This is a genomic window from Chromobacterium sp. HL1, from assembly GCF_057418835.1.
Map to the genome: position 1 here is coordinate 4,026,888 of NZ_CP162399.1, position 25,208 is coordinate 4,052,095.

At 60.6% G+C, this 25,208-nt stretch carries 24 protein-coding genes, 1 tRNA gene and 1 pseudogene; 11 read left to right on the plus strand and 15 right to left on the minus strand.

Annotated features, from left to right (window positions below):
- The first annotated feature begins 287 nt into the window (after positions 1-287).
- Positions 288-704 carry a MaoC family dehydratase gene (locus tag AB1Z25_RS18360; protein ID WP_107800577.1) on the plus strand — a complete coding sequence of 139 codons (417 nt, stop codon included), beginning with the start codon at positions 288-290 and terminating at the stop codon, positions 702-704.
- A 3-nt stretch (positions 705-707) separates the two neighbouring features.
- Here AB1Z25_RS18360 and queG read toward each other — a convergent pair whose 3' ends face one another.
- Complete coding sequence (gene queG, locus AB1Z25_RS18365) at positions 708-1,790, minus strand: tRNA epoxyqueuosine(34) reductase QueG (protein ID WP_370445204.1); 1,083 nt, start codon at positions 1,788-1,790, stop codon at positions 708-710.
- On the opposite strand from queG, the gene tsaE reads away from it, so the two are divergent.
- Positions 1,789-2,274: a tRNA (adenosine(37)-N6)-threonylcarbamoyltransferase complex ATPase subunit type 1 TsaE gene (gene tsaE, locus AB1Z25_RS18370; protein ID WP_370445205.1), complete on the plus strand. Its 486-nt coding sequence runs from the start codon at positions 1,789-1,791 to the stop codon at positions 2,272-2,274. The two genes, queG and tsaE, sit on opposite strands and share 2 nt — an antisense overlap.
- Entirely contained in the window at positions 2,235-3,473 is a 1,239-nt protein-coding gene (locus tag AB1Z25_RS18375; RefSeq protein WP_107800579.1) for an N-acetylmuramoyl-L-alanine amidase, read from the plus strand. The genes tsaE and AB1Z25_RS18375 overlap by 40 nt, the downstream gene beginning before the upstream one ends.
- A 66-nt stretch (positions 3,474-3,539) precedes the next feature.
- On the opposite strand, the gene yacG is transcribed toward AB1Z25_RS18375, so the two are convergent.
- The 7 genes from yacG to AB1Z25_RS18410 all read right to left on the minus strand — a co-directional run bounded on the left by yacG (position 3,540) and on the right by AB1Z25_RS18410 (position 10,386).
- Positions 3,540-3,728 (minus strand): DNA gyrase inhibitor YacG, encoded by a 189-nt coding sequence (gene yacG / locus AB1Z25_RS18380; RefSeq protein WP_048409544.1) that lies wholly within the window; start codon positions 3,726-3,728, stop codon positions 3,540-3,542.
- Positions 3,729-3,767: 39 nt separating this feature from the next.
- Positions 3,768-4,526 (minus strand): cell division protein ZapD, encoded by a 759-nt coding sequence (zapD, locus tag AB1Z25_RS18385; protein WP_019100891.1) that lies wholly within the window; start codon positions 4,524-4,526, stop codon positions 3,768-3,770.
- Positions 4,527-4,564: 38 nt separating this feature from the next.
- On the minus strand, positions 4,565-5,176 hold the full coding sequence (gene coaE, locus AB1Z25_RS18390; RefSeq protein WP_486635847.1) for a dephospho-CoA kinase: 612 nt from the start codon (positions 5,174-5,176) through the stop codon (positions 4,565-4,567).
- The gene (locus AB1Z25_RS18395; RefSeq protein ID WP_486635848.1) at positions 5,166-6,035 is read right to left on the minus strand and encodes a prepilin peptidase; all 870 of its coding nucleotides are present in this window, start codon (positions 6,033-6,035) and stop codon (positions 5,166-5,168) included. The genes coaE and AB1Z25_RS18395 overlap by 11 nt, the downstream gene beginning before the upstream one ends.
- On the minus strand, positions 6,032-7,255 hold the full coding sequence (locus tag AB1Z25_RS18400) for a type II secretion system F family protein (protein WP_107800582.1): 1,224 nt from the start codon (positions 7,253-7,255) through the stop codon (positions 6,032-6,034). The genes AB1Z25_RS18395 and AB1Z25_RS18400 overlap by 4 nt, the downstream gene beginning before the upstream one ends.
- Before the next feature lie 71 nt (positions 7,256-7,326).
- The gene (pilB, locus tag AB1Z25_RS18405; protein WP_107800583.1) at positions 7,327-9,033 is read right to left on the minus strand and encodes a type IV-A pilus assembly ATPase PilB; all 1,707 of its coding nucleotides are present in this window, start codon (positions 9,031-9,033) and stop codon (positions 7,327-7,329) included.
- A 219-nt stretch (positions 9,034-9,252) separates the two neighbouring features.
- Positions 9,253-10,386 carry a porin gene (locus tag AB1Z25_RS18410; protein WP_486635849.1) on the minus strand — a complete coding sequence of 378 codons (1,134 nt, stop codon included), beginning with the start codon at positions 10,384-10,386 and terminating at the stop codon, positions 9,253-9,255.
- Between the two features lie 350 nt (positions 10,387-10,736).
- On the opposite strand from AB1Z25_RS18410, the gene AB1Z25_RS18415 reads away from it, so the two are divergent.
- Positions 10,737-12,137, plus strand: coding sequence for a cryptochrome/photolyase family protein (locus AB1Z25_RS18415; RefSeq protein ID WP_486635850.1), 1,401 nt, complete (start codon positions 10,737-10,739; stop codon positions 12,135-12,137).
- A gap of 53 nt (positions 12,138-12,190) precedes the next feature.
- On the opposite strand, the gene AB1Z25_RS18420 is transcribed toward AB1Z25_RS18415, so the two are convergent.
- Positions 12,191-12,571 (minus strand): ComEA family DNA-binding protein, encoded by a 381-nt coding sequence (locus tag AB1Z25_RS18420; protein WP_486635851.1) that lies wholly within the window; start codon positions 12,569-12,571, stop codon positions 12,191-12,193.
- Between the two features lie 33 nt (positions 12,572-12,604).
- A complete protein-coding gene (locus AB1Z25_RS18425) occupies positions 12,605-13,426 on the minus strand; it encodes a cytochrome C assembly family protein (RefSeq protein ID WP_486635852.1) in 822 nt (273 codons plus the stop codon).
- A gap of 108 nt (positions 13,427-13,534) precedes the next feature.
- Here AB1Z25_RS18425 and ffh point away from each other — a divergent pair, with 108 nt between their 5' ends.
- The 3 genes from ffh to purB all read left to right on the plus strand — a co-directional run bounded on the left by ffh (position 13,535) and on the right by purB (position 17,272).
- Positions 13,535-14,890 (plus strand): signal recognition particle protein, encoded by a 1,356-nt coding sequence (gene ffh, locus AB1Z25_RS18430; protein WP_227104941.1) that lies wholly within the window; start codon positions 13,535-13,537, stop codon positions 14,888-14,890.
- A gap of 49 nt (positions 14,891-14,939) precedes the next feature.
- Entirely contained in the window at positions 14,940-15,836 is an 897-nt protein-coding gene (locus AB1Z25_RS18435; RefSeq protein WP_486635853.1) for an ATP-grasp domain-containing protein, read from the plus strand.
- 65 nt (positions 15,837-15,901) lie between these two features.
- Positions 15,902-17,272 (plus strand): adenylosuccinate lyase, encoded by a 1,371-nt coding sequence (gene purB, locus AB1Z25_RS18440; RefSeq protein WP_107800590.1) that lies wholly within the window; start codon positions 15,902-15,904, stop codon positions 17,270-17,272.
- 131 nt (positions 17,273-17,403) lie between these two features.
- Here the strand turns inward: purB and AB1Z25_RS18445 are convergent.
- The 5 genes and pseudogenes from AB1Z25_RS18445 to AB1Z25_RS18465 all read right to left on the minus strand — a co-directional run.
- A tRNA-Met gene (locus AB1Z25_RS18445) sits at positions 17,404-17,480 on the minus strand.
- Between the two features lie 64 nt (positions 17,481-17,544).
- Positions 17,545-18,366 carry an undecaprenyl-diphosphate phosphatase gene (locus AB1Z25_RS18450; RefSeq protein WP_107800591.1) on the minus strand — a complete coding sequence of 274 codons (822 nt, stop codon included), beginning with the start codon at positions 18,364-18,366 and terminating at the stop codon, positions 17,545-17,547.
- 83 nt (positions 18,367-18,449) lie between these two features.
- Positions 18,450-19,061 (minus strand): thiol:disulfide interchange protein DsbA/DsbL, encoded by a 612-nt coding sequence (locus AB1Z25_RS18455; RefSeq protein ID WP_486635854.1) that lies wholly within the window; start codon positions 19,059-19,061, stop codon positions 18,450-18,452.
- 27 nt (positions 19,062-19,088) lie between these two features.
- Positions 19,089-19,739 carry an SPOR domain-containing protein gene (locus AB1Z25_RS18460; RefSeq protein WP_486635855.1) on the minus strand — a complete coding sequence of 217 codons (651 nt, stop codon included), beginning with the start codon at positions 19,737-19,739 and terminating at the stop codon, positions 19,089-19,091.
- Positions 19,740-19,888: 149 nt separating this feature from the next.
- Positions 19,889-20,557 (minus strand): annotated as a pseudogene (locus AB1Z25_RS18465) (ATP-binding protein); the annotation flags it as partial.
- 49 nt (positions 20,558-20,606) lie between these two features.
- Between AB1Z25_RS18465 and AB1Z25_RS18470 the strand changes: the two are divergent.
- The 4 genes from AB1Z25_RS18470 to AB1Z25_RS18485 are packed head-to-tail and all read left to right on the plus strand — an operon-like array spanning position 20,607 to position 25,208.
- Positions 20,607-21,272, plus strand: coding sequence for a TnsA endonuclease N-terminal domain-containing protein (locus tag AB1Z25_RS18470; protein ID WP_486635856.1), 666 nt, complete (start codon positions 20,607-20,609; stop codon positions 21,270-21,272).
- Between the two features lies 1 nt (position 21,273).
- On the plus strand, positions 21,274-23,145 hold the full coding sequence (locus AB1Z25_RS18475; RefSeq protein ID WP_486635857.1) for a transposase: 1,872 nt from the start codon (positions 21,274-21,276) through the stop codon (positions 23,143-23,145).
- Positions 23,146-23,156: 11 nt separating this feature from the next.
- The gene (locus AB1Z25_RS18480) at positions 23,157-24,047 is read left to right on the plus strand and encodes a TniB family NTP-binding protein (RefSeq protein ID WP_081527257.1); all 891 of its coding nucleotides are present in this window, start codon (positions 23,157-23,159) and stop codon (positions 24,045-24,047) included.
- Between the two features lie 3 nt (positions 24,048-24,050).
- On the plus strand, positions 24,051-25,208 hold the full coding sequence (locus AB1Z25_RS18485) for a TniQ family protein (RefSeq protein WP_486635858.1): 1,158 nt from the start codon (positions 24,051-24,053) through the stop codon (positions 25,206-25,208).

Below are 25,208 nucleotides of genomic sequence, written 5' to 3' on the forward strand. Positions count from 1 at the left end.
AAAAAGAAACCTGGAGCGGACCGTCGCCGCCGCCGCGCCAAGCGCGGCCGTTTCAGAAATGCCGCCGTCTGGATTGATCGAACGCGGAAGCAGCAATTGCCGAAGCAAACCTGATTATGCCCCAAGCACAAATTCAAACGAGCGTTTGGTTGATTTGTATTGCATACAGCGTGGCAAAAACGCAACTTATCGCCGATAGTACGTGATTTCTCGGTAATTTGCATTCCGGCCAAAAGCTGTCACAATGCACTGCAACATTTCCCCGTCATATCAAGTCAGGAGCGGTCATGACTGTTTGGTTTGAAGATCTTGGCCTCGGCGATTTCGCCGAATTCAGCAAGACCATCACCGAAGCCGACGTGCTGATGTTCGCCGCCGTGTCCGGCGACAACAATCCGGTGCACATCAATCAGGAGTACGCGGAACAGACGCCGTTCGAAACCCGCATCGCGCACGGCATGCTGACCGCCAGCCTGATTTCCACCGTAGTGGGCACCCAGTTGCCCGGCCACGGCACCATCTATCTATCGCAATCCACCCGTTTCAAGGCGCCGGTGCGCATCGGCGACACCGTGACCGCCCGCGCCACCGTGATCGAACTGAATCCGGACAAACACTTCGTCAAACTGGCGACCCAGTGCTCGGTCCGCGGCAAGGTGGTGCTTGAAGGCGAATCCCTGGTCAAGGCGCCCAGCAAACCCTGAGCTTCAAACGATGACGCCGTGCCGGCCCAGCGCCCAGCGCACCGGCTCGGCCACCATCTCGTCGGGAAAATCCAGACGCGCGCGCAAGCCCGCCACCACCTCCGGCGCAGTGGGCGCGTTGCCCAGCCCCACCGCCAGATTGGACAGCCACTTGAGGTAGCCGATGCGGTAAATCGGGCTGCCGGCCATCTTCTCCTTGAATTCGGCCTCGCTCCAGGCGAACAACTCTAGCAAGCTCACGTCGTCCAAACCATGACGCACCGCAAAATCGGTCTCCCGGGTGTCAACCGCGAAACGGTTCCAAGGACAGAACAGCTGGCAATCGTCGCAGCCGTAGACGCGGTTGCCGATCAAGGGCCGCATCTCCTCCGGAATCGCCCGCTTCAGCTCTATCGTCAGATAGGAAATGCAGCGCCGCGCGTCCACGGTATAGGGCGCGACGATGGCCGCGGTGGGACAGACATCGATGCAACGAGTGCAGCGGCCGCAATGGCCGTCCTCCGCCTCGTCCTCCGGCAGGGGCAGGTCGGTGAAGACCTCTCCCAGGAAAAACAGCGAGCCCTCGTTCTTGGTCAGCAACAGAGTGTGTTTGCCGCGCCAGCCCAGGCCGGCCTGCGCCGCCAGCGCCACCTCGGCCACCGGCGCGCTGTCGGTGAACACCCGGTAGCCGAACTCGCCTATCTCCCGCTTGATCCGGTCCGCCAGCGCCTGCAGCCGGTTGCGCAAGACCTTGTGATAGTCGCGCCCCAGCGCGTAGCGCGATAAATAGGCTTTGCCGCCGTCGGCCAGCACCTCGGCCGACGCGCGCGCCTGGGGCCAGTAATGCATGCGCAGGGAAATAACGGACAGGGTGCCGGGCACCAGATCCGCCGGCTTGACCCGCAAGGCGCCGTGGCGGGCCATATAGTCCATCTCGCCGTGATGGCCGGCGGCCAGCCAGGCGTTCAACTTCTGTTCCGCCTCCGGCGGCAGGCCGGCGCGACCGATTCTGGCGTCGGCAAAACCCAATTCGCGCGCCCAGGCTTTGATTTGGCGCGCCAATTCGGGATAATCCGGTTTTTGTAAAGAGTTTTCGGTCATGGCCATGGATGATACCAGCGTTCGCTGCGGCTACCTGGAAGATGAAACCGCCACCCTGGCGCTGGGCAAAGCCTTCGCCGAAGCGGCGCAAGCCGGCCTCGTCGTCTATCTATTGGGCGATCTGGGCGCGGGCAAGACCACGTTCACGCGCGGCCTGCTGACCGCGCTCGGCCATGCCGGCAAGGTCAAAAGCCCCACCTATACTCTGGTGGAGAGCTATCCTTTTCCTCACTATAGCGTGCACCATTTCGACCTGTACCGTTTCGCCGACCCCGAGGAATGGGAGGATGCCGGCTTCCGCGAATACTTCGGCCCGGACAGCCTGTGCCTGGTCGAGTGGCCGGACAAGGCAGCGGAGCTCTTGCCGCGCGCCGACATCGTGCTGGAACTAGCCGTGGCCGGAAATGGTCGCAATTATCGTTTACTTGCCCACTCAGAAACCGGACAGTCATGCCTGATTCGACTTTCGATCCCCTCCGCCGCCGCTTGATCGGCGCCGCGGCCGCCACCTTCATGCTGTCGGTGAGCCGCGTCGGCTTCGCCGCCAACAGTCAGATCGTCGCCCTGCGCATCTGGCCGGCGTCGCTTTACACCCGCATCACGCTGGAAGCCAGCGAGGCCATCCAATACAAGCAGTTCACCATCGCCAACCCCAACCGGCTGGTGATCGACCTGCAAGGCGTGCAGCTCAACAGCGTGCTCAAAGACATCGGCGGCCAGATTTCCGCCGCCGACCCCTATATCAAGACCGCCCGCGCCGGCCAGTTCGATCCGGACACGGTGCGCCTGGTGCTGGAGTTGAAAGCGGACATCACGCCACAGGCCTTCACCATGACGCCGGTGGCCGAGTACAAACACCGGCTGGTGGTGGACCTCTACCCGGCCGGCAAGCAGGACGATCCCTTGCTCGCCCTGCTTCAGGACTACAACAAGGGCAAGCTGGAACAGCCTGCGCCGCAGATCAAGCCCAAGAAAAAAGACAGCAATCGCCCCATCATCGTGATGCTGGACCCCGGCCACGGCGGCATCGATCCCGGCGCCGTCGGTCTGAACGGCACGCGCGAGAAGGACGTGGTGCTGAGCATCGGCAAACAGTTGAAGCGCATGATAGACGCGGAAAGCAATATGAAGGCCTATATGACCCGCGACGAAGACGTGTTCATCCCGCTGGGCGTGCGCGTGGCCAAGGCGCGCAAGCTGAACGCCGACCTGTTCGTGTCCATCCACGCCGACGCCGCGCCCAACCGCGCCGCGCGCGGCTCCTCGGTGTTCGCGCTGTCTGAAAAAGGCGCCACCAGCGCCTTCGCCAAGGCGCTGGCGCAAAGCCAGAACGACGCCGACCTGGTCGGCGGCGTCAAAATAGGCAGCAAGGACAAATACCTGGCCCACACCCTGCTGGACCTGACCCAGACCGCCACCATCAACGACAGCCTGAAACTCGGCAAGACCGTGCTGGGCCATCTGGGCGGCCTCAACAAGCTGCACAAGAGCGCGGTGGAACAGGCCGGCTTCGCGGTGCTGAAAGCGCCGGACATCCCGTCCATCCTGGTGGAAACCGCCTTCATCTCCAACCCGGAGGAAGAGCAGCGTCTGCTCAGCAGCGATTTCCAGCAGCAAATGGCCAATGCCATCTTCACCGGCATGAAAGGCTATTTCTCGCAGGGCGCGGCGCTGGCGGCCAGGGCCTGAGTCCGTCCCGCGGCCAAAACAAAACAGGTCCCGCTCAGGGACCTGTTTTTCATTGCGGCCGGGCGCTCACTCTCCGCGGCTCGCCTCGCTCGGCGACTCTTCCTGCGCCGGCACCCGATAGCTTTCCGTCGCCCACTCGCCCAAATCGATCAGACGGCAGCGCTTGCTGCAAAACGGGCGGAACTGGCTTTGCGGCTCCCAGCGCACCGGCGCGCGGCAAGTGGGACAGGCGACAACGCGAACAGAATCAGACATGGCTTCTCAAAACGGGGCAAGGTCCGGCGCAGGCGCCGGTCAGAACTTGCAATTGGTCAGGTGAAACTCGACATCCTGCTCGGTCTGCCGCGGCCGGGATTCCCCGGTCACCGCGCTGACGAAGCGGATATTGAGCGCGTATTTATTGGCGGACAGCTCGGGCAGCAGCTCCAGGCCGCCATCGTAGGCCACCCGGATCAGCTGCACCACCTTGCCGCCGGACATCTGCTGGAACACGCCGCGGCGCGCCACGTAATGATGGGTCTTGCCGCTGTCGCGCAACAGGGTCAGCAGAATGCCCGCCGCCTCGGCGGTGGGCATCAGCGGCGACGCCCAGCGCTTGATGTCCTGACGCCGCACCTCGGCCGACTTCTGCTGCCACTGGTGATAAGACGGCAAATCGAACTGGCAGGTGCCGCCGGGAATGCCGGCGCGCTGCTTGATCGCCATCAGCCACTCGTTTTCGCGCAGATGCTGGCCGAACTTGCCGGTCAGCGCCAGCAGCCGGCTGGACGCGTGCTCGATGTCCTCCAGCACGCCCTCCAGGGTCTCTTCCGCCACTTGCGGATTCTCGCGCAGCGCTTCCAGCATCTGTTTCTGCCGTTCCAGCTCCTGAAGCAGATCCGCCTTCAAGTCCGCGCGCGAGGCGGTTTCCATCAGCTCGAACAACACCAGCAGGGCCGCATGATGATCATACGGATGGTCCTTGCCGATGAAATACCCAAGACGTGCGTAGAGATGCTCCAGGCGGAGCAGGATGCGGGTTCGCTCGGTGACGGGAAACTCAAAACTGATCACGGCGCATCGGCCCTTCTGCTTGGCTCGCGAGAGCCCGGTTATGATCTATCGGCTAGGCTGGCAAGATAATAATCGTGTTTGGCGTCGACTTGAAGCCTCAACGCAGCCAAGCTGTCATTATTACAAATTATATCGTCGGCGCGTTCGCGTCGCTGCACTCTCGAACATTGCGCCGCCATGATCGCGCGCACGGCGTTTTCGTCCATGCCGTTGCGCCGCATCACCCGCTCCAGTTGCGCCGACTCCTCGCAATCCACCAACAAGGTGCGCGCCAGCATCGGCAGATAATGCCCGGTTTCAAACAATAAGGGCACCACCAACACGCAATACGGCCCGCGCGCCTCGGCCACCCTGGCCTCGCTCTGCTGCCGGATCAGCGGATGCAGCACGCTCTCCAGCCGCTGCCGGCTGCCGGCGTCGGCGAACACGCGCTCGCGCATCCAGCCGCGGTCCAAAGCGCCGTCCGCTCGCACCGCGCCCGCGCCGAAAGCCGCCGCCAAGGCCGGCATCGCCGCGCCATGCGGCCCGGTCAGCTCGTGCGCGATGGCGTCGGTGTCGACCACCGGCACGCCCAATTCGGCGAAGCGATCGGCCGCCGCGCTCTTACCGGAACCAATGCCGCCGGTCAGCCCCACCACTTTAATAGCCATGCAAATACCAATACACGATGTCTTGCCCACAGATCAGGGCAATCCAGCCGGCGGCCGCGAGATAAGGGCCGAACGGCAAGGGCTGGCCACGACCGTGCTTGGCCAGCAAAATCAAGACCACGCCCACCACCGCGCCCACCAGCGAGGACAGCAGGATCACCAAAGGCAGCAAGGTCCATCCCAGCCAGGCGCCCAAGGCGGCCAGCAGCTTGAAGTCGCCATAGCCCATGCCCTCCTTGCCGGTGACCAGCTTGAAACCGTGAAACAACAGCCACAAGCTCAGATAGCCGGCCATCGCGCCTATCACCGCGTCGGCCAAGGGCACGGTTCCGGTCAGCAGGTTGAACAGCAAACCGCCCCACAGCAAGGGCAAGGTCAGGTTGTCCGGCAGCAGCTGCGTGTCCGCATCGATGAAGGTCAGCGCCAAGAGCACCGCGGTCAAGGCCATATAGGCCGGCAACTGCGCCGACCACCCATAGCGCCAGGCCAGGAAAGCGAACAACACGCCGGCCGACAGCTCCACCGCCGGATAACGCCAAGGGATGTTGACTCGGCAGCTCGCGCAGCGGCCGCGCAGCAACAGGAAGCTCAACAGCGGAATGTTCTGCCACGGACGCACCACGGCCCGGCATTGCGGGCAGTGCGAGGCCGGCCGCATTAAATTATAGGGCTCGACCGCCTCGCTCTCCTCCAGCTGCAGACAATCAACGCAGTTCCGCCGCCATTCGGCTTCCAGCATCTTGGGCAAACGATGGATGAGCACATTCAGAAAACTGCCAAGCAATAAACCCAGCACCAGCGCCGCGCCGGCGAAAGCCAGCGGGTACGAGCCGGCGATCCAGCGCCACTCCTCGATCATCCAACCACCTGCCCCATTTTGAAAATCGGCATATACATCGCAATGATCAAACCGCCGATCAAGATCCCCAGAATCACCATGATGGCCGGCTCCAGCAAGCTGGACAGCGCGGCCACCGCATTATCGACTTCTTCTTCGTAAAAATCCGCCACCTTGTCCAGCATCTGGTCCAGCGAGCCGGACTCCTCGCCGATCGAGGTCATTTGCAGCACCATATTAGGGAACAAGTCGGTGCGTTGCATCGAATAATTGAGGCTGGAGCCGGTGCTGACGTCGTTCTGAATCCGCTTAGTGGCGTCCGCGTACACCTGATTGCCGGAGGCGCCGCCCACCGAATCCAGCGCTTCCACCAGCGGCACCCCGGCGGCGAACAATGTAGACAAGGTGCGCGCCCAGCGCGCGATGGTGGCTTTGCGGATGATGTCGCCAATTACCGGCATGCGCAGCAGAATGCGGTCCATCCGCTCTTGCAGCTTGGGCGTGCGCTTGAAGGCGTAGAGAAAGCCGAACAGGCTGCCGAAGATCACGCCGAAGATCAGCCACCAGTAATGGACGAAGCCATCCGACAGCCAGATCACGAACAAGGTCGGCGCCGGCAAATTGGCGCCGAAGCTGGAGAACAAATCCTTGAACGCCGGAATCACGTAAATCATGATGACGGCGGTAATGATGAAGGCGGTGCCGACGATGGCCGACGGATAGATCAGCGCCGACTTGATCTTGCCCTTGATCGCCATCACCTTTTCCTTGTAGGTGGCCAGCTTGTCCAGCAAGGAGTCCAGCACGCCGCCGGTTTCGCCCGCGGCGATGATGTTGCAGAACAGCTTGTCGAAGTACAAGGGCCGCTTGCGGAAGGCCTCCGCCAGCGACAGACCGGTTTCCACATCCGCGCGCACTTCCAGCAGCATCTTGGTCACGGCGGGGTTGCCGTGGCCCTTGGCCGCGATGTCGAAAGCCTGCAACAGGGGCACGCCGGCGCGCATCATGGTCGCCAGCTGCCGGGTGAACAAGGTGATGTCCCGCTCGGTGATGCGCTTGCCGAACCCGGCGCGCCGGCGCTTGATCTTGACGACATTGATGCCTTGACGCCGCAGCTGAGTCTTGGCCACCGCCTCGGACTCCGCTCTCAATTCCCCGCGTATCGCCTTGCCCGCCTTGTCCTTGCCTTCCCACTCCCAGACAAAGCCCGGCGTCGCTTTTTTCGCTACCGTGACTGCCATTCCATGGCCTCTTTCTTATTCCAAGCCGTTAAGTCAGCTTTCCGGCGGCTGCCGGAGGCGCGAAACCGCTTTTATTCGTTGGTCACCGCCTCGATCTCGGTCAACGAGGTCAAGCCCGCCTTGACCTTCAGCAGGCCGGCGTGGCGCAAATCCACCATGCCCTCCTTGCGCGCCAGATCGGCGATATCGATGGCGGTGCCGTTCTGCATGATCAAACGCGTCATCGCGTCGGTGATGGGCATCACTTCGTAAATGCCGGTACGGCCGCGGTAGCCGGTATTGCGGCACTCCTCGCAGCCCACCGGCGCATAGGGCTTCCAGCTGCCGTCCAATTCCTCTTTCTTGAAACCCGCCCGCAACAGCGCCTCTTCGGGAATGTCCGCCGGCTTCTTGCAATGCGCGCACAAACGGCGCGCCAGGCGCTGCGCCATGATCAGCAGCACCGAGCTGGCGATATTGAACGGCGCCACCCCCATGTTCAGCATCCGGGTCAAAGTCGCCGGCGCGTTATTGGTATGCAGGGTAGAGAACACCATGTGACCGGTCTGCGCCGCCTTGATCGCGATGTCCGCCGTTTCGAAGTCCCGGATCTCGCCCACCATGATCACGTCCGGATCCTGGCGCAGAAAAGCCTTCAGGGCCGAGGCGAAGGTCAGCCCGGCGCGCTCGTTGACGTTGACCTGATTGATGCCCGGCAAGTTGATTTCCACCGGGTCCTCGGCCGTGGCGATATTGATGTCCGGCTTGTTCAGCAAATTAAGACAGGTATACAGCGACACCGTTTTACCGCTGCCGGTGGGGCCGGTCACCAGCACCATGCCGTAGGGGCGCCCGATCGCGTCCAGCAACAAACGTTTCTGCTCCGGCTCGAAGCCGAGCTGCTCGATATCCAGATTCGCCGCCGACGAGTCCAGGATACGCATCACGATCTTTTCGCCGTACAAAGTGGGCAAGGTGCTGACCCGGAAATCGATCGCCCGCGCCTTGGAAATGACCAGCTTCATCCGGCCATCCTGCGGCACCCGCTTTTCCGAAATATCCAGCTTGGAAATCACCTTGATCCGGGAGGCGATCTTTTCCTTCAACACCAAGGGCGGCTGCGAGATCTCCTTCAACACCCCGTCCACCCGGTAACGAATGCGGTAGAACTTCTCATAGGGTTCGAAATGGATATCGGACGCGCCGCCATTGATCGCGTCCAGCAACACCTTGTGGATGAATTTGACCACCGGCGCGTCGTCGACGTCCGGCTGCGCGCCGGTATCCGCCGGCGCGTCCGGATCGGCGAATTCGAGATCGCCAAAATCCTCGTTTTCCAGGGCCTTGATCGCGGCGGTGGCGTCCTCGCCGTACTTGCCGAGCATCTTGCCCAGCTTATCGTCCTCCACCACCACCACTTCCACCGTCATCCCGGTCTTGAAGGTGATGGCGTGATAGGCCGAGGTTTGAGTCGGATCCGAGGTGCCGACATACAGTTTGTTGCCGCGCTTGAGCAGGGGCAGCAAGCGCCGGCTGGCGATCAGCTCGTCATCCACCACGCCCTTGGGCAACTGATCGAGATCGATGGCCGACATGTCCAATAAGGGATAGCCAAAGGTCTTGGACGCGAACATCGCGACATCCTGCGCCGTCATCTTCTTGCTCTGAATCAGCTGCTCGACAAAGCTGATATGCGATGCCTGAGACTGACGCAGAATGGCGTCCGCATCCTGCTGCAACAGCATATTGTTTTGCACCAAGGCCCGACCCAAGCCGGAAATGCCAGCCGAAGCTTCCATACGCTTGCAACTCACCAGTAAACAGATTTGAGGACACCGCGCGGCGCTCCCGTGCCAGAGCCCGCCGCCTTCAAGACAGCCGCACTACCGTTACAACATTATATGCAAAATGCGGATGCTGCTTTGACTTAAATCCCGGCGCGGCTGGATAGGTCCGGCTTAGCGCCAAAACAAAAAGGACTGCCGAAGCAGTCCTTTCAAGGTGATACTCAGGTGCGCTTAGAAGCGGTGCACCAGACCCAGGCCGAAGGAGTTTTCCTTGTCCAAAGCGCCGTCTTTCCACTTCACGTGACCGTAGGAAGTGTAAACCTCGGTACGCTTGGACAAAGCGTAGTCCAGAGCCAAAACAAACTGATCGTAGCCGGACTTGTCGATGGTATTGCCGTTCAAGCTGGCGTCATACCCTTTGACATAGGAGAAGTACGGAGTGAAGGCACCAAAGGTGTAGCCAAGGGTCAATGCAGCCTCCTTGGTTTTCAGCTTGGCGGCATTGATCGCTGCAGTTGCCTGAGCTTGGGTCAACCCAGGATTGTTATTCATCAGGTTAGTGGCAACCGCGTTATTGACTGCGGTACCGACCGTGCTGTTGTAAAAGCTGCCAAAACCATAGCCCTGAATTTGCTGATAGCCCAAAGCTACGTAGAGGTTGTTGGCCATATAGCCGGCTTCAAGACGATGCCAGTCTTTGTTGCCACCAACTTTGTCCGCATCGTTCCAGTTCTGGTAATTGTACTTACCGAAGAAACCGGAGTTTTCGTAGCTCAGGCCCAGGTTCCAGGTCTGGTTATTGGTGGTGGAACCGTTAACAACTTTGCGGCTTTCGTCAGTACCGTAGAGCAAAGCAAAGCTGAAACCATTCCAGTTCGGGCTGTCATAACGCACCGCGTTATTGACGCGATCATCCAGGCGAGTGAAATAGCCCAAACCACCAACACTCTGGTTGCTGTAGTAACCCGGATCCACTTGCTCCATCATATCGTTGGCGTAATTGGACAGGCGGCCCAGACGAATCTTACCCCAGCTGTCGCCGGCCAAGCCGATGAAGCTGTCGCGCGTAGCGAAAGTATCGCCGCTATTGGAGGCGCCATCGATATGTACGCGGTTCTCGACCTGCCAGATGGCTTTCAAACCATTGCCCAGATCTTCATTACCCTTGAAACCAATGCGAGAGGTCCAGTCATTGATCTCGGAACCGCCTTGCAGCTTGTTGTTGCCATCCAAGCTGATTGTGGAGCTGTAAGTCTTGTTGTACTCGTAACCACCGCGGATTTCACCGTAGATGGTGACGTCGGCCATTGCGGCGGCGGCCGGCATCAGGGCGGCGATTGCAAGAGCGATATGCGTCTTGTTCATTGCAGTTCCTTTCAAGTCAGTTGATATTGTCCTGTTGATTTCGCTAGTTCTAAGGCCAGAGAACCCGGACATTTATGTGTCGCCGATATGCTTCGGTGATCGCTAGGCTCAATATAAGACCGACGTTGCGAAAAAACAAAAACAGCATGCACTTCCAACAAAAAAGCACTCAAAAAAACAACACATGCATCACAAACCCTTGTTTTACATGAACAGCAGACTGAAGCGACACCAGCCGTGAGATGCAATTACGCAACACATGCAGCAACTTTAGTGCAAAAAAGCAACAAATCACAAAGCATAAAATGGACCATCCACTGTCAGACAATCAAACCATGACGAGCTTACCCATGAGCAAGGTTTCGCTTTACTGGCTCAGGCGCGACCTGCGCCTGGAGGACAACCACGCTTTGCAGCAAGCGCTGGCCTCGGGCCGCCCGGTGCAGTGCGTCTTTGTTTTCGACAGCAATATTCTCGACACGCTCTCCCCCGCCGACAGACGCATCGGCTTCATCTGGCAGTCCTTGCGGGAAGTTCAGACGTCCCTGCGCGCAGCGGGCGGGGAGCTATGGTGTGCGACAGGGCCAGCGCAAGACATCATCCCGAGGCTGGCGGCGCAGCTAGACGCCGAGGCCGTTTACGTGAACGAGGATTACGAGCCCTATGCGCGCCAGCGAGACCAGGTGGTTGCCCAGACCCTGGCAACAATGGGCAAGAGCTTGCTCTCATACAAGGACCAGGTCATTTTCGCCAGGGACGAGCTGCTCACCATCAGCGGCAAACCCTTCACCGTGTTTACCCCTTACTGCAATGCCTGGCTCAAAAGACTGAGCCCACAGCACAGCCAATCGCTGACCATGCCTCCGCTGGCGGGCCGCTTGCGCCCGCCAGCGGGCACGCCGGCCATGCCCGGCCTGGCGGAATTGGGCTTCGCCCAGGCAGAACCCTGCTTGCTGACGCCCGGGGCCTCCGGTGCCCAAGAGCGGTTCGCCGATTTCTGTCAGCAACGCATCCAACGCTACCATCAACAAAGGGACTACCCCGGCGTAAAGGGCGTGTCCTATCTGTCCACCCATTTGCGCTTCGGCACCATCTCGATTCGCCAGTTGGTGCAATTCGCCAGTTTCGACGGCGGAGAGGGCGCGATGTGCTGGCTGAAGGAGTTGATCTGGCGAGAGTTTTATCAGCAGCTGCTATGGCACTTCCCCGATGTCGCCGCTCACAGCTTCAAGCCGCAATACCGAGACCTTCCCTTTCCCAACCGCCAGGACTGGCTGGAAAGCTGGCAAAAAGGACTAAGTGGTTATCCGTTGATTGATGCGGCCATGCGACAACTGAACCAAACCGGCTATATGCACAACCGGCTGCGCATGATCGCCGCCAGTTTTCTGGTCAAGGATTTGCTGATTGACTGGCGTCTGGGCGAACGCTATTTCGCGGAGAAGCTGCTGGACTTCGATCTGGCCTCGAACAACGGCGGCTGGCAATGGGCGGCCTCCACCGGTTGCGACGCGCAACCCTATTTCCGCATCTTCAACCCGGTGACGCAATCGCAGAAATTCGATCCGGACGGCCGCTTCATCCGTCGCTACGTGCCGGAGTTGGCCGCGCTCAGCGATCAGGCGATCCACGCCCCCTGGCAGGCCAAGGCGCTGCCGGAAGGCTTCATGCTGGGCCGGGACTATCCACGCCCCATCGTCGACCACGCCGAGCAAAGGCAATTGGCGCTGGCTCTGTTCGGCAAGCAATGAAAAACGCCCGCATCCGCGGGCGTTGTTTCCAGCAAACCATTGACAGGTAAACGTCAGGGCTTTTTCTTGGCCACCGGTTTGGAGGCTTCTTTCTTGACGCCGGCCACCGGTTTGGCCGCAGCGGCGGCTGGCTTGGCGGCGGCGGCGGGTTTGGCCGCGGCTTTCGGCGCGGCGCTGGAAGCGCCGCTGACCGCGATCTCGCTGCGCAGTTTTTCCAAGGTCTTGTCGCCAATCCCGCTGACGTTCTTCAGATCGTCAACGCTCTTGAACGGGCCGTTCTTGGCGCGGTAATCCACAATGGCCTTGGCCTTGACCGGGCCGATGCCGTTCAACGCCTCCAACTCCTGCTGGTTGGCGGTATTAATGTTGACGGCGGCGAAAGCGGTGCCGCAAATCAGCATCAGGGCGGCAAACAGGGCTAACAATTTTTTCATCATTGATCTCCTTGTGAGACAGGACTGGCAACCTCAACCGCGTTGCAGGATCAATTCTATGACGACCTTGCTGCCAATGTAAGCTAGCGCCAAGGACAGGAAGCCGGCCAAAGTCCAGCGAATCGCCACCCGGCCGCGCCAGCCTTGCAACTTGCGGCCGATCAACAGGCCGCCGAACAATAGCCAGGACAACACGGCGAAGATGGTCTTGTGCGTCAGCGCCGCGGCATGTCCCAACACTTCTTCGGAAAACACCACGCCGGTCAACAAGGAAACCGTCAGCAGCAAGAAGCCGACGCCTATCACCTGGAACATCATTTTTTCCAGGGACAGCAAGGGCGGCAATTGCTTGACCAGCGGAGAGGCCCGTTTATCGTGCAGGGCTTTCTCCAAAAACAGCATCAGAATGGCGATCAGCGCGCCGATGGCGAACAGGCTGTAAGCAAACAGGGAGACCAGGATATGCAGCACAAAAGCCGGATTGCTCAGGTCTTGCACCACATGCTGGCCAGGGAACAGCAGGGCGAAGCCCAGCGCGGCCATCGCCAGCGGCATCATGAACAGCTGCAGGCCTTCCACGCGATAGAAGAAGCTGCAAGTCCAATAAATCAGCAGCATGATCCACACCATCACCGATAGCGCGCGGCCAACCCCCAGGGACAGCAAAGCGCCCTGAGTCAGCGGCAACAACACCGCAATCGCCTGCAGCAGCAGCAGCACGCCCAATAGGCTGTGTTCCAGCCGCGGCTTGCGCCGCCAGCACGCCAGGCCGCGCCAGTTGGCGAAGTAGTGCCAGCTGAAAACCCCGTAAGAGAGGATCAGCGCAATAGAAAGTACGAGCAGGAAACGGGTCATGTCGGGTGTTTTATCAAAACCGGGCGCAGCCCCGGCGGCTCGTGGTAAAATCGATAGTTTGAGAGTCTACACCAACCGGCAAGCCGTTGGCAGAAGTAAGGACGCACCATGCTAGACAACCTGACCAGCCGCCTGTCCGGCGTGATGAAAAATCTGCGCGGCAATGCGCGCTTGACCGAAGCCAATATCCAGGACGCGATGCGCGAAGTGCGCATGGCCCTGCTGGAGGCCGACGTCGCCCTGCCCGTGGTCAAAACCTTTATCGCTCAGGTCAAGGAGCGCGCGCTCGGCCAGGACGTGGCCGGCAGCCTGACGCCGGGCCAAGCCCTGGTGGGCGTGGTCAATGAGGAATTGACCAAATTGATGGGCGAGAAGAACGACGCCCTCAATCTGGCCGCCGTGCCGCCCGCCATCGTGCTGATGGCCGGCCTGCAGGGCGCCGGCAAAACCACCACGGTCGGCAAGCTCGCTAAGCTGTTGAAAGAGACCCAGAAGAAAAAAGTGCTGGTCGTCTCCGCCGACGTTTACCGCCCCGCCGCCATCGAGCAGTTGAAACTGCTGGCCCAGCAGGTCGGCGTCGAATGGTTCCCGTCCTCCGGCGACCAGAATCCGGTCGATATCGCCCGCGCCGCGGTGGATCACGCCAAGCGCCACTTCTTCGATGTGCTGATGGTGGATACCGCCGGCCGTCTGGCCATCGACGAGGCGATGATGGCCGAGATCAAGGCGCTGCACGCGACGCTGAATCCGGTGGAGACCTTGTTCGTCGTCGACGCGATGCAGGGCCAGGATGCGGTCAACACAGCCCAGGCTTTCAATGAAGCGCTGCCGCTGACCGGCGTCATCCTCACCAAGATGGACGGCGACTCGCGCGGCGGCGCCGCGCTGTCGGTCCGCCACATCACCGGCAAGCCGATCAAATTCATCGGCGTCGGCGAAAAAGTGTCCGGCCTGGAACCCTTCCACCCGGACCGGATCGCCAGCCGGATTTTGGGCATGGGCGATGTGCTGTCGCTGATCGAGGAAGTGCAAAAAGGCATCGATCAGGACGAAGCCGCCGCCATGGCCAAGAAGTTGAAGTCCGGCAAGGGCTTCGACCTTGAAGACTTCAAGGCCCAGATGCAGCAGATGAAGAAAATGGGCGGCATGAGCAATCTGCTGGAGAAAATGCCGGGGCAACTGGGCCAGATGGCCAAGGGCGTGCAGGGCGCGGAGGCGGAGAAAGCCATGCGCCGCATCGAAGGCATCATCAACTCGATGACGCCGCAAGAGCGCCATAAGCCGGAGTTGCTCAAGGCCAGCCGCAAACGACGCATCGCCGCCGGCGCCGGCGTGACGGTGCAGGAGGTCAACAAGCTGCTGAACCAGTTCGAACAGACTCAGAAAATGATGAAACAGTTCTCCTCCAAGGGAGGCATGATGAAAATGCTTCGCGGCATGAAGGGCATGATGCCCGGCATGTAAGCTGAAACGGGTGCCTGGCACCCGTTTTTCTTGATGTAAAAGGATTTCGATGTCGCTCGATGTTGCCGTTCTGACCGATTCGCGCCTGCTGCCGCCTGACGACGGCGACTGGTACCGCCGCCAGGTTCATCATGAAGACGGCCTGGTGCTGGCGGCGCTGCAGCGCCAGGGCTTGCGCGTCCGCCGCCTGGCCTGGGACGATCCGGACATGGACTGGGCCGACTCGGCTTGCGCACTGTTCCGCACCACTTGGGATTACTTCGAGCGCCTGCCCGCGTTTTCCGACTGGCTGGCGCGCGCGGCCGCTCAAACCCGCCTCTTCAACGAGATTGAGCTGATTCGCTGGAATCTGGACAAACACTACCTGTCCGAGCTGCAACAAAACGCTGTTCATACGGTGGACACGCGCTACATTGAGAAAGGCGCGCCGCAAACGCTGCGCCAGTTACTGGAAGAGCGGAACTGGGACGACGCCATCTTGAAACCGGCCGTCTCCGGAGCCGCCCGGCACACTTATCGCGTCGCCCCGACAAACGCGGAATCGCTGGAATGCGTATACGCCGAGCTGATCCAGCAGGAGACCATGCTGCTGCAGCCCATGCAACACAATGTGCTGAGCCAGGGAGAATTGTCCCTGATCGTCATCGACGGCCGCTTCAGCCACGCCATCCGCAAAACGCCGAAGTCCGGCGACTTCCGCGTGCAAGACGATCACGGCGGCCAGGTCCACCCGCATCAGGCCGACGCGCAAGAGATCGCTTTCGCCGAAGCCGCCGTGCGGGCGGTCCCTTTCGACGTGCTGTACGCGCGCGTCGACATGATTCGCGACAACCATGACCGCCTGGCGGTCATGGAGCTGGAAATGATTGAACCGGAGCTGTTTTTCCGCTTCCGACCGCAAGCCGCGGAGGAGTTGGCCGCGGCGCTCGCGCGCCGTCTGCGCTGAGCAATGAGCGATTTTGTACCGCAACCCGCCAGAACACCGGCAACCCACGTTTGGAACTACCCAGCATGAACCTGACCACGCTGACCGCCCTAAGCCCCCTGGATGGCCGCTACGCCGGCCAAGTCGAGGCCTTGCGCAATCTGTTTTCCGAGTACGGCCTGATGAAGTTCCGCATCAAAGTGGAGCTGGAATGGCTGAAGATGCTGGCCGCCGAGCCGGGCATCGAGGAAGTGCCTTCCTTCTCGGAGGCCACCATCCGTGAAATCGACGACGTGATCGCCAACTTCAACGTGCAACACGGCGAAGAAGTCAAAGCCATCGAGGCGCGCACCAATCACGACGTGAAAGCCATCGAATACTGGCTGAAGGAACGCCTGTCCGGCAATCCGGAAGTGATGGCGGCCAGCGAGTTCATCCACTTCGCCTGCACCTCCGAAGACATCAACAATCTGTCACACGCGCTGATGCTGAAAACCGCGCGCAACACCGTGGTGCTGCCCGCGATCGACGAAGTCATCCACAAGCTGCAAAAACTGGCCCACGAACTGGCCGACACCGCGATGATGTGCCGCACCCATGGCCAGCCTGCGACCCCGTCCACGATGGGCAAGGAGTTGGCCAATACGGTCTACCGCCTGAAACGTCAGCGCGAGCAACTGGTTCATCAGGAAATCCTCGGCAAGATCAACGGCGCGGTGGGCAATTACAACGCCCATCTGGTCGCCTACCCCGACATCGACTGGGAAAGCTTCTGCGGCCGCTTCGTCACCGGCCTGGGCCTGACCTTCAACCCCTACACCATCCAGATCGAACCGCACGATTACATGGCCGAGCTGTATCAGGTCCTAGCGCGGGTCAACACCATCCTGATCGACCTGAACCGCGACATCTGGGGCTATATCTCGCTGGGCTATTTCAAGCAAAAAGTGAAGAAAGACGAAGTCGGCAGCTCCACCATGCCGCACAAGGTCAATCCGATCGACTTCGAAAACGCCGAAGGCAATCTGGGCATGGCCAACGCCATCCTGGGCCACTTGGCGGAAAAGCTGCCGGTATCGCGCTGGCAGCGCGACCTGACCGACTCCACTGTGCTGCGCAATATGGGCGTGGGCTTCGGCTACACCATTCTGGGCCTCAAAGCCTGCCTGAAAGGCCTGAACAAGCTGGAAATCAATCCTCAGGCAATCGCATCCGAGCTGGACAATAGCTGGGAGCTGCTGGCGGAGCCGGTGCAAACCGTAATGCGTCGCCATGGCGTGCCCAACCCCTACGAGCAACTGAAAGAGCTGACGCGCGGCAAGGGCGGCATTACCCGTGAAACCCTGCATGCCTTCATCAAGAACCTGGAGTTGCCCGAAGCGGAGAAAGCCCGCCTGCTGGAATTGACCCCGGCCAGCTATATCGGCAAGGCCGCGGAACTGGCCAAGCGCATTTAATCTCGCCTGCGCGAGCAATAAAAAAACCGCCCTCACCCGGCGGTTTTTTTTATTCAACGACCATTTAAAAAAATAGATCGGCGCGAAAAACAAAAAACCCAGCTTTCAAAAGAAAGCTGGGTTTTTGAATTTGGTTGCGGGGGCAGGATTTGAACCTACGACCTTCGGGTTATGAGCCCGACGAGCTACCAGACTGCTCCACCCCGCGTCAGAGAGGTTGCATATTATACAAGCCAGCTTTGACTGTCAAGATATTTCTACCTTGAGCCAGTTCAGGCGCTCCAATTCACCCAGCCCAGCTGCCATGTCGCCAAGATCACCAAGCCAAAGACGATGCGGTACCAGGCGAACGCATTGAAATTATGGCTGGACACATAGCGGATCAAACCACGCACGGCGAAGAAGGCGCTGATGAAGGCCGCGACAAAGCCAACGCCTATCACCGGCACATCGGCGGCGGTGAATTGGTGCCAATGCTTGTACACATCGTAGAAGGTGGCCGCGAACATGGTCGGCACCGCCAGGAAAAAGGAAAACTCGGTGGCGACCTTGCGATCCAGGCCAAACAGCATGCCGCCGATAATGGTGGAGCCCGAACGCGACGTACCGGGCACCATGGCGAACACTTGGGCACACCCCACTTTCAAGGCGTCCTGCCAGCTCATTGCGTCCACGCTGCTCACCCGCGGCACGCGCTGTTTGCGCTCAACCAGCAGAATGATGACGCCGCCCACCACCAGGGCCAGCGCCACCGTCACCGGATTGAACAAATAGTGCTTGATCGCCTTGATCGCGAAAAAACCGATGACCGCCGCCGGCAGGAAAGCCACCAGCAAATTACTGATGAAGCGCAGCGACTGGGCCTCCCGCCGCAAAGCCCCCTGCGCCACGCCCAGAAAGCGCTGCCGGTACTCCCAAACCACCGCCAGGATCGCGCCCAGCTGTATCACCACCTCGAACACGTCGGCATTGTTCTGAAAGTCGATCAGATCCCCGACCACGATCAAGTGCCCGGTGCTGGAAATCGGGAAAAACTCCGTCACCCCTTCGACAATGCCCAGCAATAAAGCCTTGGCCAACAGCATTACATCCATGTCCACCCATCCCCCATCAAGGATTAATACGCACAAAAGGCAGCCCCAGGGCTGCCTTCTTCACCAAGCGTCTTGCTCGATTCTTATTTTTTCTCGGCTCGGGCTTTGGCCACCAGCTCGTTGATCACCTGCACCATGCGCTCCGGCGCCACCGGCGTCACCACGTACTTGCCGTTGACGATCACCGTCGGGGTGCCCTGGATCGCGTAATCGCGGGTCATCTTGGCCACCTTGGCCACCTGCGCGTTCACGCCGAAGGATTTGTACGCCTGCATCACCTTGGCGGCGTCAACGCCCTTCTGCTGCTTCAGCCAGTTGGCGAACACGCCCTCGTCCGACAGGTTGACGCGCGACTTCACCACGGCCTCGAAAGCCGGGCGATGCAGTTTGTCGTAAGTGCCGGAGGTCTTGAAGGCGGAGAACATGCGCACAAAGCCTTCCATCGACTTCTGCCACACGATCTGTTCCTTGGAGAAGGCCACGTCGGCGGGCTTGCTCTTCTCCCAGGCGCTCATCGCCGGCTCAAGTTCCAGGCAGTGAATGCAATGGTAGGAGAAGAACTCGATCACCTCGACTTTTTTCGGATCCGCCACCGGCTGCGGCGTCGCCAGCATGGTGTAATCCTTGCCCAGCTCAATCGCCGCGTTTGCCAAGCCGCTGAACAGCATCAACGAAAGCAATAACCACTTTTTCATTATCGATTTCCTAAATAGAGGAAGAGTTTATTCCGCCTTGACGACCGTTGCGCCAATGCCGTCCTGCTTCAACTGAGCCTTCACCCGATCCACCTCGTCCTGGCGGTTGTACGGCCCCACCCTGACGCGATGCACCAGCCCCTTTTCCGGCACAGTCACCGACTGGATTTTGGCTTCCACGCCCAACAAGGCCAGCTTGGCCTTGAGGTTGTCCGCCTCGTCCTGATTCTGGAAGGATCCCAGCTGCAAGTAGACCTTTTTGGCCGGCTGCTGCGCAGAAGGTTCCGTCGCTTTGCCGTTCTTGCCTGGCACCGCATCCACCTGTCCTGGCAGGATCTTATAGAAATCAAAGCGTTGCTCGTCCTTGCCGGCTTCCTTGGCCACCGGCGCGGCCGGGGCCGGCTTGGCCGGGGTTTCCGTCGGCATCGGCGGCGGAGCGGAAGGCGGCTCCTGAGCCGGCTTGACCGCCGGCGCCGGAGCGGCGGCGGTTTCCGAGGCGGCGTCGGCAATGCGGGTGCCCGGCGCCAGCAGCTCCGTCGGCGGCGCGGAAGCGCCGGCCGCCTTGCGATCCAACTTCTCCAAGTTGCTGAACGGCGTAGAGGACTTATTCAGATACATGGCGAGGCCGACCGCGACGGCAATGCCGACGATCAGACCGATGACGATGCCCGCCACCATGCCGCCGCCTCCGCTTTTGGAGCTGGATGAGCGACCGCGGGAACCACGGGAGGAATTTTTTAAATCTCGATTTGCCATGCAGCACTTACGCTTTTAACTAATCAAATAGTTCAACAAACTATCTGGATTGATCAATTCTTTATTTATTGTTAGCCATTAGGCATTGCGGCGCGTCGTAATTGAATCGCCTGCAACACATGCTCCCGCATGACCATTGCCTGACCCTGTAAATCGGCAATGGTTCTGGAAACTCGAAGTATCCGATGATAACTGCGCGCAGACAAGCCGATCTTGTCCAAAACTTGCCGCAATAATGCCAGCGCCTCGGCATGAAAATCGCCAATCGCCTCCAGTTCGGCCCCGCTTAAGCCGGCATTCGCCTTGCCCTGCCGGGCCAATTGCAGACGATACGCCGTCTCCACCCGTTCGCGCACCAAAGCGCTGGACTCGCCGGCGGCCCCGCCCACCAACTGCTCCGCCGGCAAGGACTGCACTTCAACGTGCAAATCGATACGATCCAATAAGGGACCGGAGATTTTACCTCGATAGCGCCCCACTTGCTCGGGCGTGCAGCTGCATTTTCCGCTGAAATGCCCAAGATAACCACACGGACAGGGATTCATGGCCGCAATCAGCTGGAAGCGCGCGGGAAAACTGGCTTGGCGCGCGGCGCGCGAGATGTGGATCACCCCGGCCTCCAGAGGCTCGCGCAGCACTTCCAGCACCTTGCGATCGAACTCGGGCAATTCGTCCAGAAACAAAACGCCGTGATGCGCCAGGCTGATTTCTCCCGGCCGCGGATCGCTGCCGCCTGTAATTTCCACAAATAAATGCAAAAATTAGTGGAATTTCCGGCGGAGCATGCAAATGAATCATCTCCAGCGATACACCCCAGTCAGGGACATCTCCTACAACAGCCGTAGCGTGACCGGCATGGTCCCGCTGTTGGGCGAGTACGAGTCCACCTTGGAGCGCGATCTCATGGAGATTCTGCGCTTCGACCCCAGTGTCGAGCATTTCACCGCTCAACCGATCACCATCGGGTATTTCGACCAGTTCGGCAAGCTACGCACCTATACGCCGGATGGCCTGATCCAGTTCAAATCGGCTGCGTCGTTGACCCCGCAACCCGTATTGTACGAGGTCAAGTATCGCGCCGACTTCCGACAGGACTGGCGAAACCTGCTCCGCAAGTTCCGAGCCGCAAAAACGTATGCCTTGGACCAAGGGTGGCGCTTCGAAGTTTTCACCGAACGCGAAATTCGTACCCCCTACCTCGACAACGCCAAATTCCTCTGGCGCTATCTGGAGCAGAGTCCGTCTCCGGATGCCCGTCGGCAAATTCTCCAGGTGCTCTGGGATCTCGATGAGACCGATCCGGAGATGTTGCTGTTTGCCCTCTGCCGTGACGCCCACAATCGCGCCCGGCTGATTCCCACCCTTTGGCATCTGGTGGGGATCGGCGCCATCGGCTGCGACTTGAATGTGCCGCTGACCATGCGTTCCCGCCTCTGGCCAGTGGAGGAGTGCTGATATGAAAACCATCCGCCCGGGCCAAGTGGTCTATTGGCGCGATCAAGCCGCCATCGTGCTGGAGCTGAAAGGCTTCTCTGATGCCATCCTGCGCACCATCGATGGCGCGCAAACCGAGATCGCCGGGGTCAACGACCTCAGCCTTGCTCCGGTCTCGTCTTCTGATCCTACGGCCCCTCACTTGCTGGCCAAGGACAAGGACTGGGACCTGGCGGTGCAGCGCTACGAGTGCATACGCCCCTTGCTGGATCTGCCCGGCCGCAGCACGCAGGACGTGCAGCAAGTGGCCGACGCCACCGGCAAGAGCCTCGTCACCATCTACCGCTGGCTCAACCGCTTCGAAGAAACCGGCCTGGTTTCCTCTCTGCTGCGCACGCCGCGCTCGGACAAGGGCGGCAGCCGTCTATCTGACGAGGTGGAGCAGATCATTTCGCTGCAGATCCAGCATTACTACCTGAAGCAGGAGCGGCCCTCGGTCCTCAAACTGTACAAGCTGATCAAGCTGGCCTGCCAGGAGGCGGATCTGGATCCGCCCAACCAGAACACGGTTTATGCGCGCGCCTACGCCATCGACCAGCGGGAGATACTGAGCAAGCGCTACAGCCCCCGGCGGGCACGCGAGAAGTTCGAACCGCTACGCGGCCAGTTCCCCGGCGCCGACTACCCCTACGCGGTGGTGCAAATCGACCACACCAAGGTCGATGTGGTGATCGTGGATGAGGCGCACCGCTTGCCGATCGGCCGCCCCTATCTGACCGTGGCCCTGGATGTGGCGACCAAGATGGTCGCCGGCTTCCTGATGACGCTGGATCCGCCGGGCTCGCTGTCGGCCGGCTTGTGCGTGGCCCACGCGGTGATGCGCAAGGAGCATTGGCTGGCGAAACGCGACATCGTCGCGGAGTGGCCGGTCTACGGCAAAATGAGCAAGATCCACGTCGACAATGCCAAAGAGTTCCACGGCAATATGCTCAACCGCGCCTGCGAGCAGCACGGGATCATCCTGGAGCACCGCCCGAAGGGACAGCCGAACTACGGCCCTCACATCGAGCGCGCCTTCCGCACCTTTATGGGCGAGTGCCAAAGCCTGCCCGGCACGACCTTCTCGAACGTGCAGGCCAAGATGAACTACGACTCGGAGGGCCGCGCCTGCATGACGCTGGCCGAGCTGGAACTGTGGTTCACGGTCTTCGTGGCTTACTGCTACCACCACCGCGCGCACAAGGGCATCAACGAGGTGCCGCCGATCAAGCTGTATCACCAGTTCGTCCACGGCACCGCCGAGCGTCCGGGCATCGGTCTGCCGGCGCCGATCGAGGATGAGGAGAACTTCCGTCTCGACTTCACCCCCTATGTCGAGCGCACCATCCAGCGCCACGGCGTGGTCATCGACAACATCCACTATTACGCGCCGATCCTGCGCCGCTGGGTCGAGTCCGAAGATCGCGCCACCGGCAAGGGGCGCAAGTTCCTGTTCGCGCGCGACCCGCGCGACATCAGCGTGGTGTATTTCCTGGATCCGGAAACCCGCTGCTACAGCCCGGTGCCGTATCTGAATAACACCCGGCCGGCCATCAGCCTGTGGGAGCTGCGCGCGACGCTGCAGCGGCTGAAGCAGGATCCGGTCAGCCACGTCGACGAGGAGATGATCTTCCAGGGCATCCGCCGGATGCGCGAGATCGAGGCCGAGGCTGTCGAAAAAACCCGCCTGGCCAAGCAGCAGCGCGCGACGGAAAAGCGTAAGCGCCGCATGGCAGAGCGACGTAATGGCTGGGCCGGCGTGCATGCGACGGCCATGCTGTCGCCTCAGCCCCCGGTGCTGCCGACGGCCAATGACGACGATATCCAACCCTTCAGCGACATCCAGCTCGGCTAGGGAGATCCATCATGAGCGCATACTCTCACCTCCACCCCAGTACGGCCGAGCAGGCCGAACTGGATGCGGCCAGCCGCATCACCTGGCTGAAGCGACCGCGCTGGATTGGCTACCCGCGGGCTCAAGACATCCTGGCCAAGCTGGAAGACTTAGTGCACCACCCACGCGAGGCGCGCATGCCCAATATGCTGCTGATCGGCGGCAGCAATAATGGCAAGACCCGGCTGATCCAGCACTTCGCCCAGCGCCACCCCGCCGAAGAAAACCCCGGCGGCGAATACATGATTGCACCAGTGATCTACGTCCAGGCGCCACCCACACCCAGCGAGGCCGGCTTTTATTCGGGCATCCTCAATGCACTATTCGAAAGCGTCCCGACCTCGTCCACCGATGCCAAGCGCGCCCAGGTGATTCGCGTACTACGTGGCATTCAGCTGAAGGTGCTGATCATCGACGAGCTGCACAACGTGCTGGCCGGCTCGTCGGTTAAACAGCAGCAGTTCCTCAACATGATCAAGTTTCTGGGCAACGAGTTGCAGATCTCGATTGTCGGCTGCGGCACCGGCGACCTGCTGCGCGCGGTCAGCGTCGATCCGCAGATCCAGAATCGCTTCCTGCCGGAGCTGCTGCCGAAGTGGCAGATGGATAAGGCATTCCGCCAGCTGCTGATGTCGTTCGAGCGCGTGCTGCCGCTGCAGCAGCCGTCCAACCTGCACGAGGCGATGCTGGCCGCCAAGATCCTCGCCATGTGCGAAGGCACTATCGGTGAGCTGTCGATGCTGCTCAACCAGGCGGCGATTTACGCCTTGCGCCAGGGCGAGGAGCAGCTCACCGCGGAGACGTTGAATGCCTGCGGCTACGTCTCGCCCAGCGACCGCACCCGCCAGGCTGCCCATGTGTAGACCATGCTGCCGATGCACCCCCAGCCGCGCCCCGGAGAGATCCTCTCTTCCTGGATGGTGCGACTGGCATTCGCCAACGGCTTCCTACTCCACACCTTCTACGACAAGCTGCTGGGCTACCACACACCCATCTGGAGTCGCGACATCGATCGCGACCCGCCCCTCGCACTGCTGACGCTGCTGGCACGCCATACCGGCCACTCGGCGGCCGAGCTGCAGGCGTTGACGCTGCTCTCCTACCAAGGCCAGTTGTTCGAGCGGCCGGCCACCGGCCATTGGTCCTGGGTGCGGCCGGTCGGGGTCTATCATCGCCAGCGCAAACGGCCCGGCATGCAGTTCTGCCCGCTGTGCCTGGCACAGCCTCCGGAGGCCTACTACCGTCTCCCATGGCGGCTGGCCCTCTATGTCGTCTGTGAGCACCATCAGTGCGTGATGGAAGAATGCTGCCCAGCCTGTCACACGCCGATCGCCTTTCACCGCCATGGCATTGGGCGCAGCAAGACGATAGACGATCAGGCCCTGCGGTTCTGCAGCCGCTGCCACTTCGATCTCGCCAGCATGAACCCGGTCTTCTGCGCCTGGCCAGACCCCCCATCCTGGCAGCGACTGCGCCACCTCATCGCCGCGATCGAGCACAGCACCTGGGACTGTGGCCCGCTGACCCCACCTTGCAGCTTGCCGTTCTTCATCGGCGTGCGTGCCTTGATCGGCGTGTTGAGCGGCCGTAACGGGCGGCAACTACGCCAGCACCTCGGGGATGCCCTGGGCGTGGAGATCCCCTGGCATGCTCCCGGCCAACACGATGAGTTCGAATACCAGTCCCCCGCCACGAGGCTCATCTTGCTGCTCGCCGTTGCCTGGCTGCTGGAGGAATGGCCATCGCGCTTCCTCTCCCTCTGTACCCGGGCCCACTTCACCCGTTCCCGACTGGCCGAGCACGTGGACCAGCTGCCTTTCTGGTTGGCCAGCATAGCAAACACTTATTTGGACAGACGCCACTACCTACCGAACTCAGCGGAAACAAGGAGTGCCGGGCAATACCTGCAGGCACAAGATCGAGATGTAACACCCCGAACTTTAGTCCAGACCCTAGGCCTCTCACGCGATTGCATGAAATTAGTGAAACAACAGTGGAAAGCTGATGAAGGAACAGATCATTAA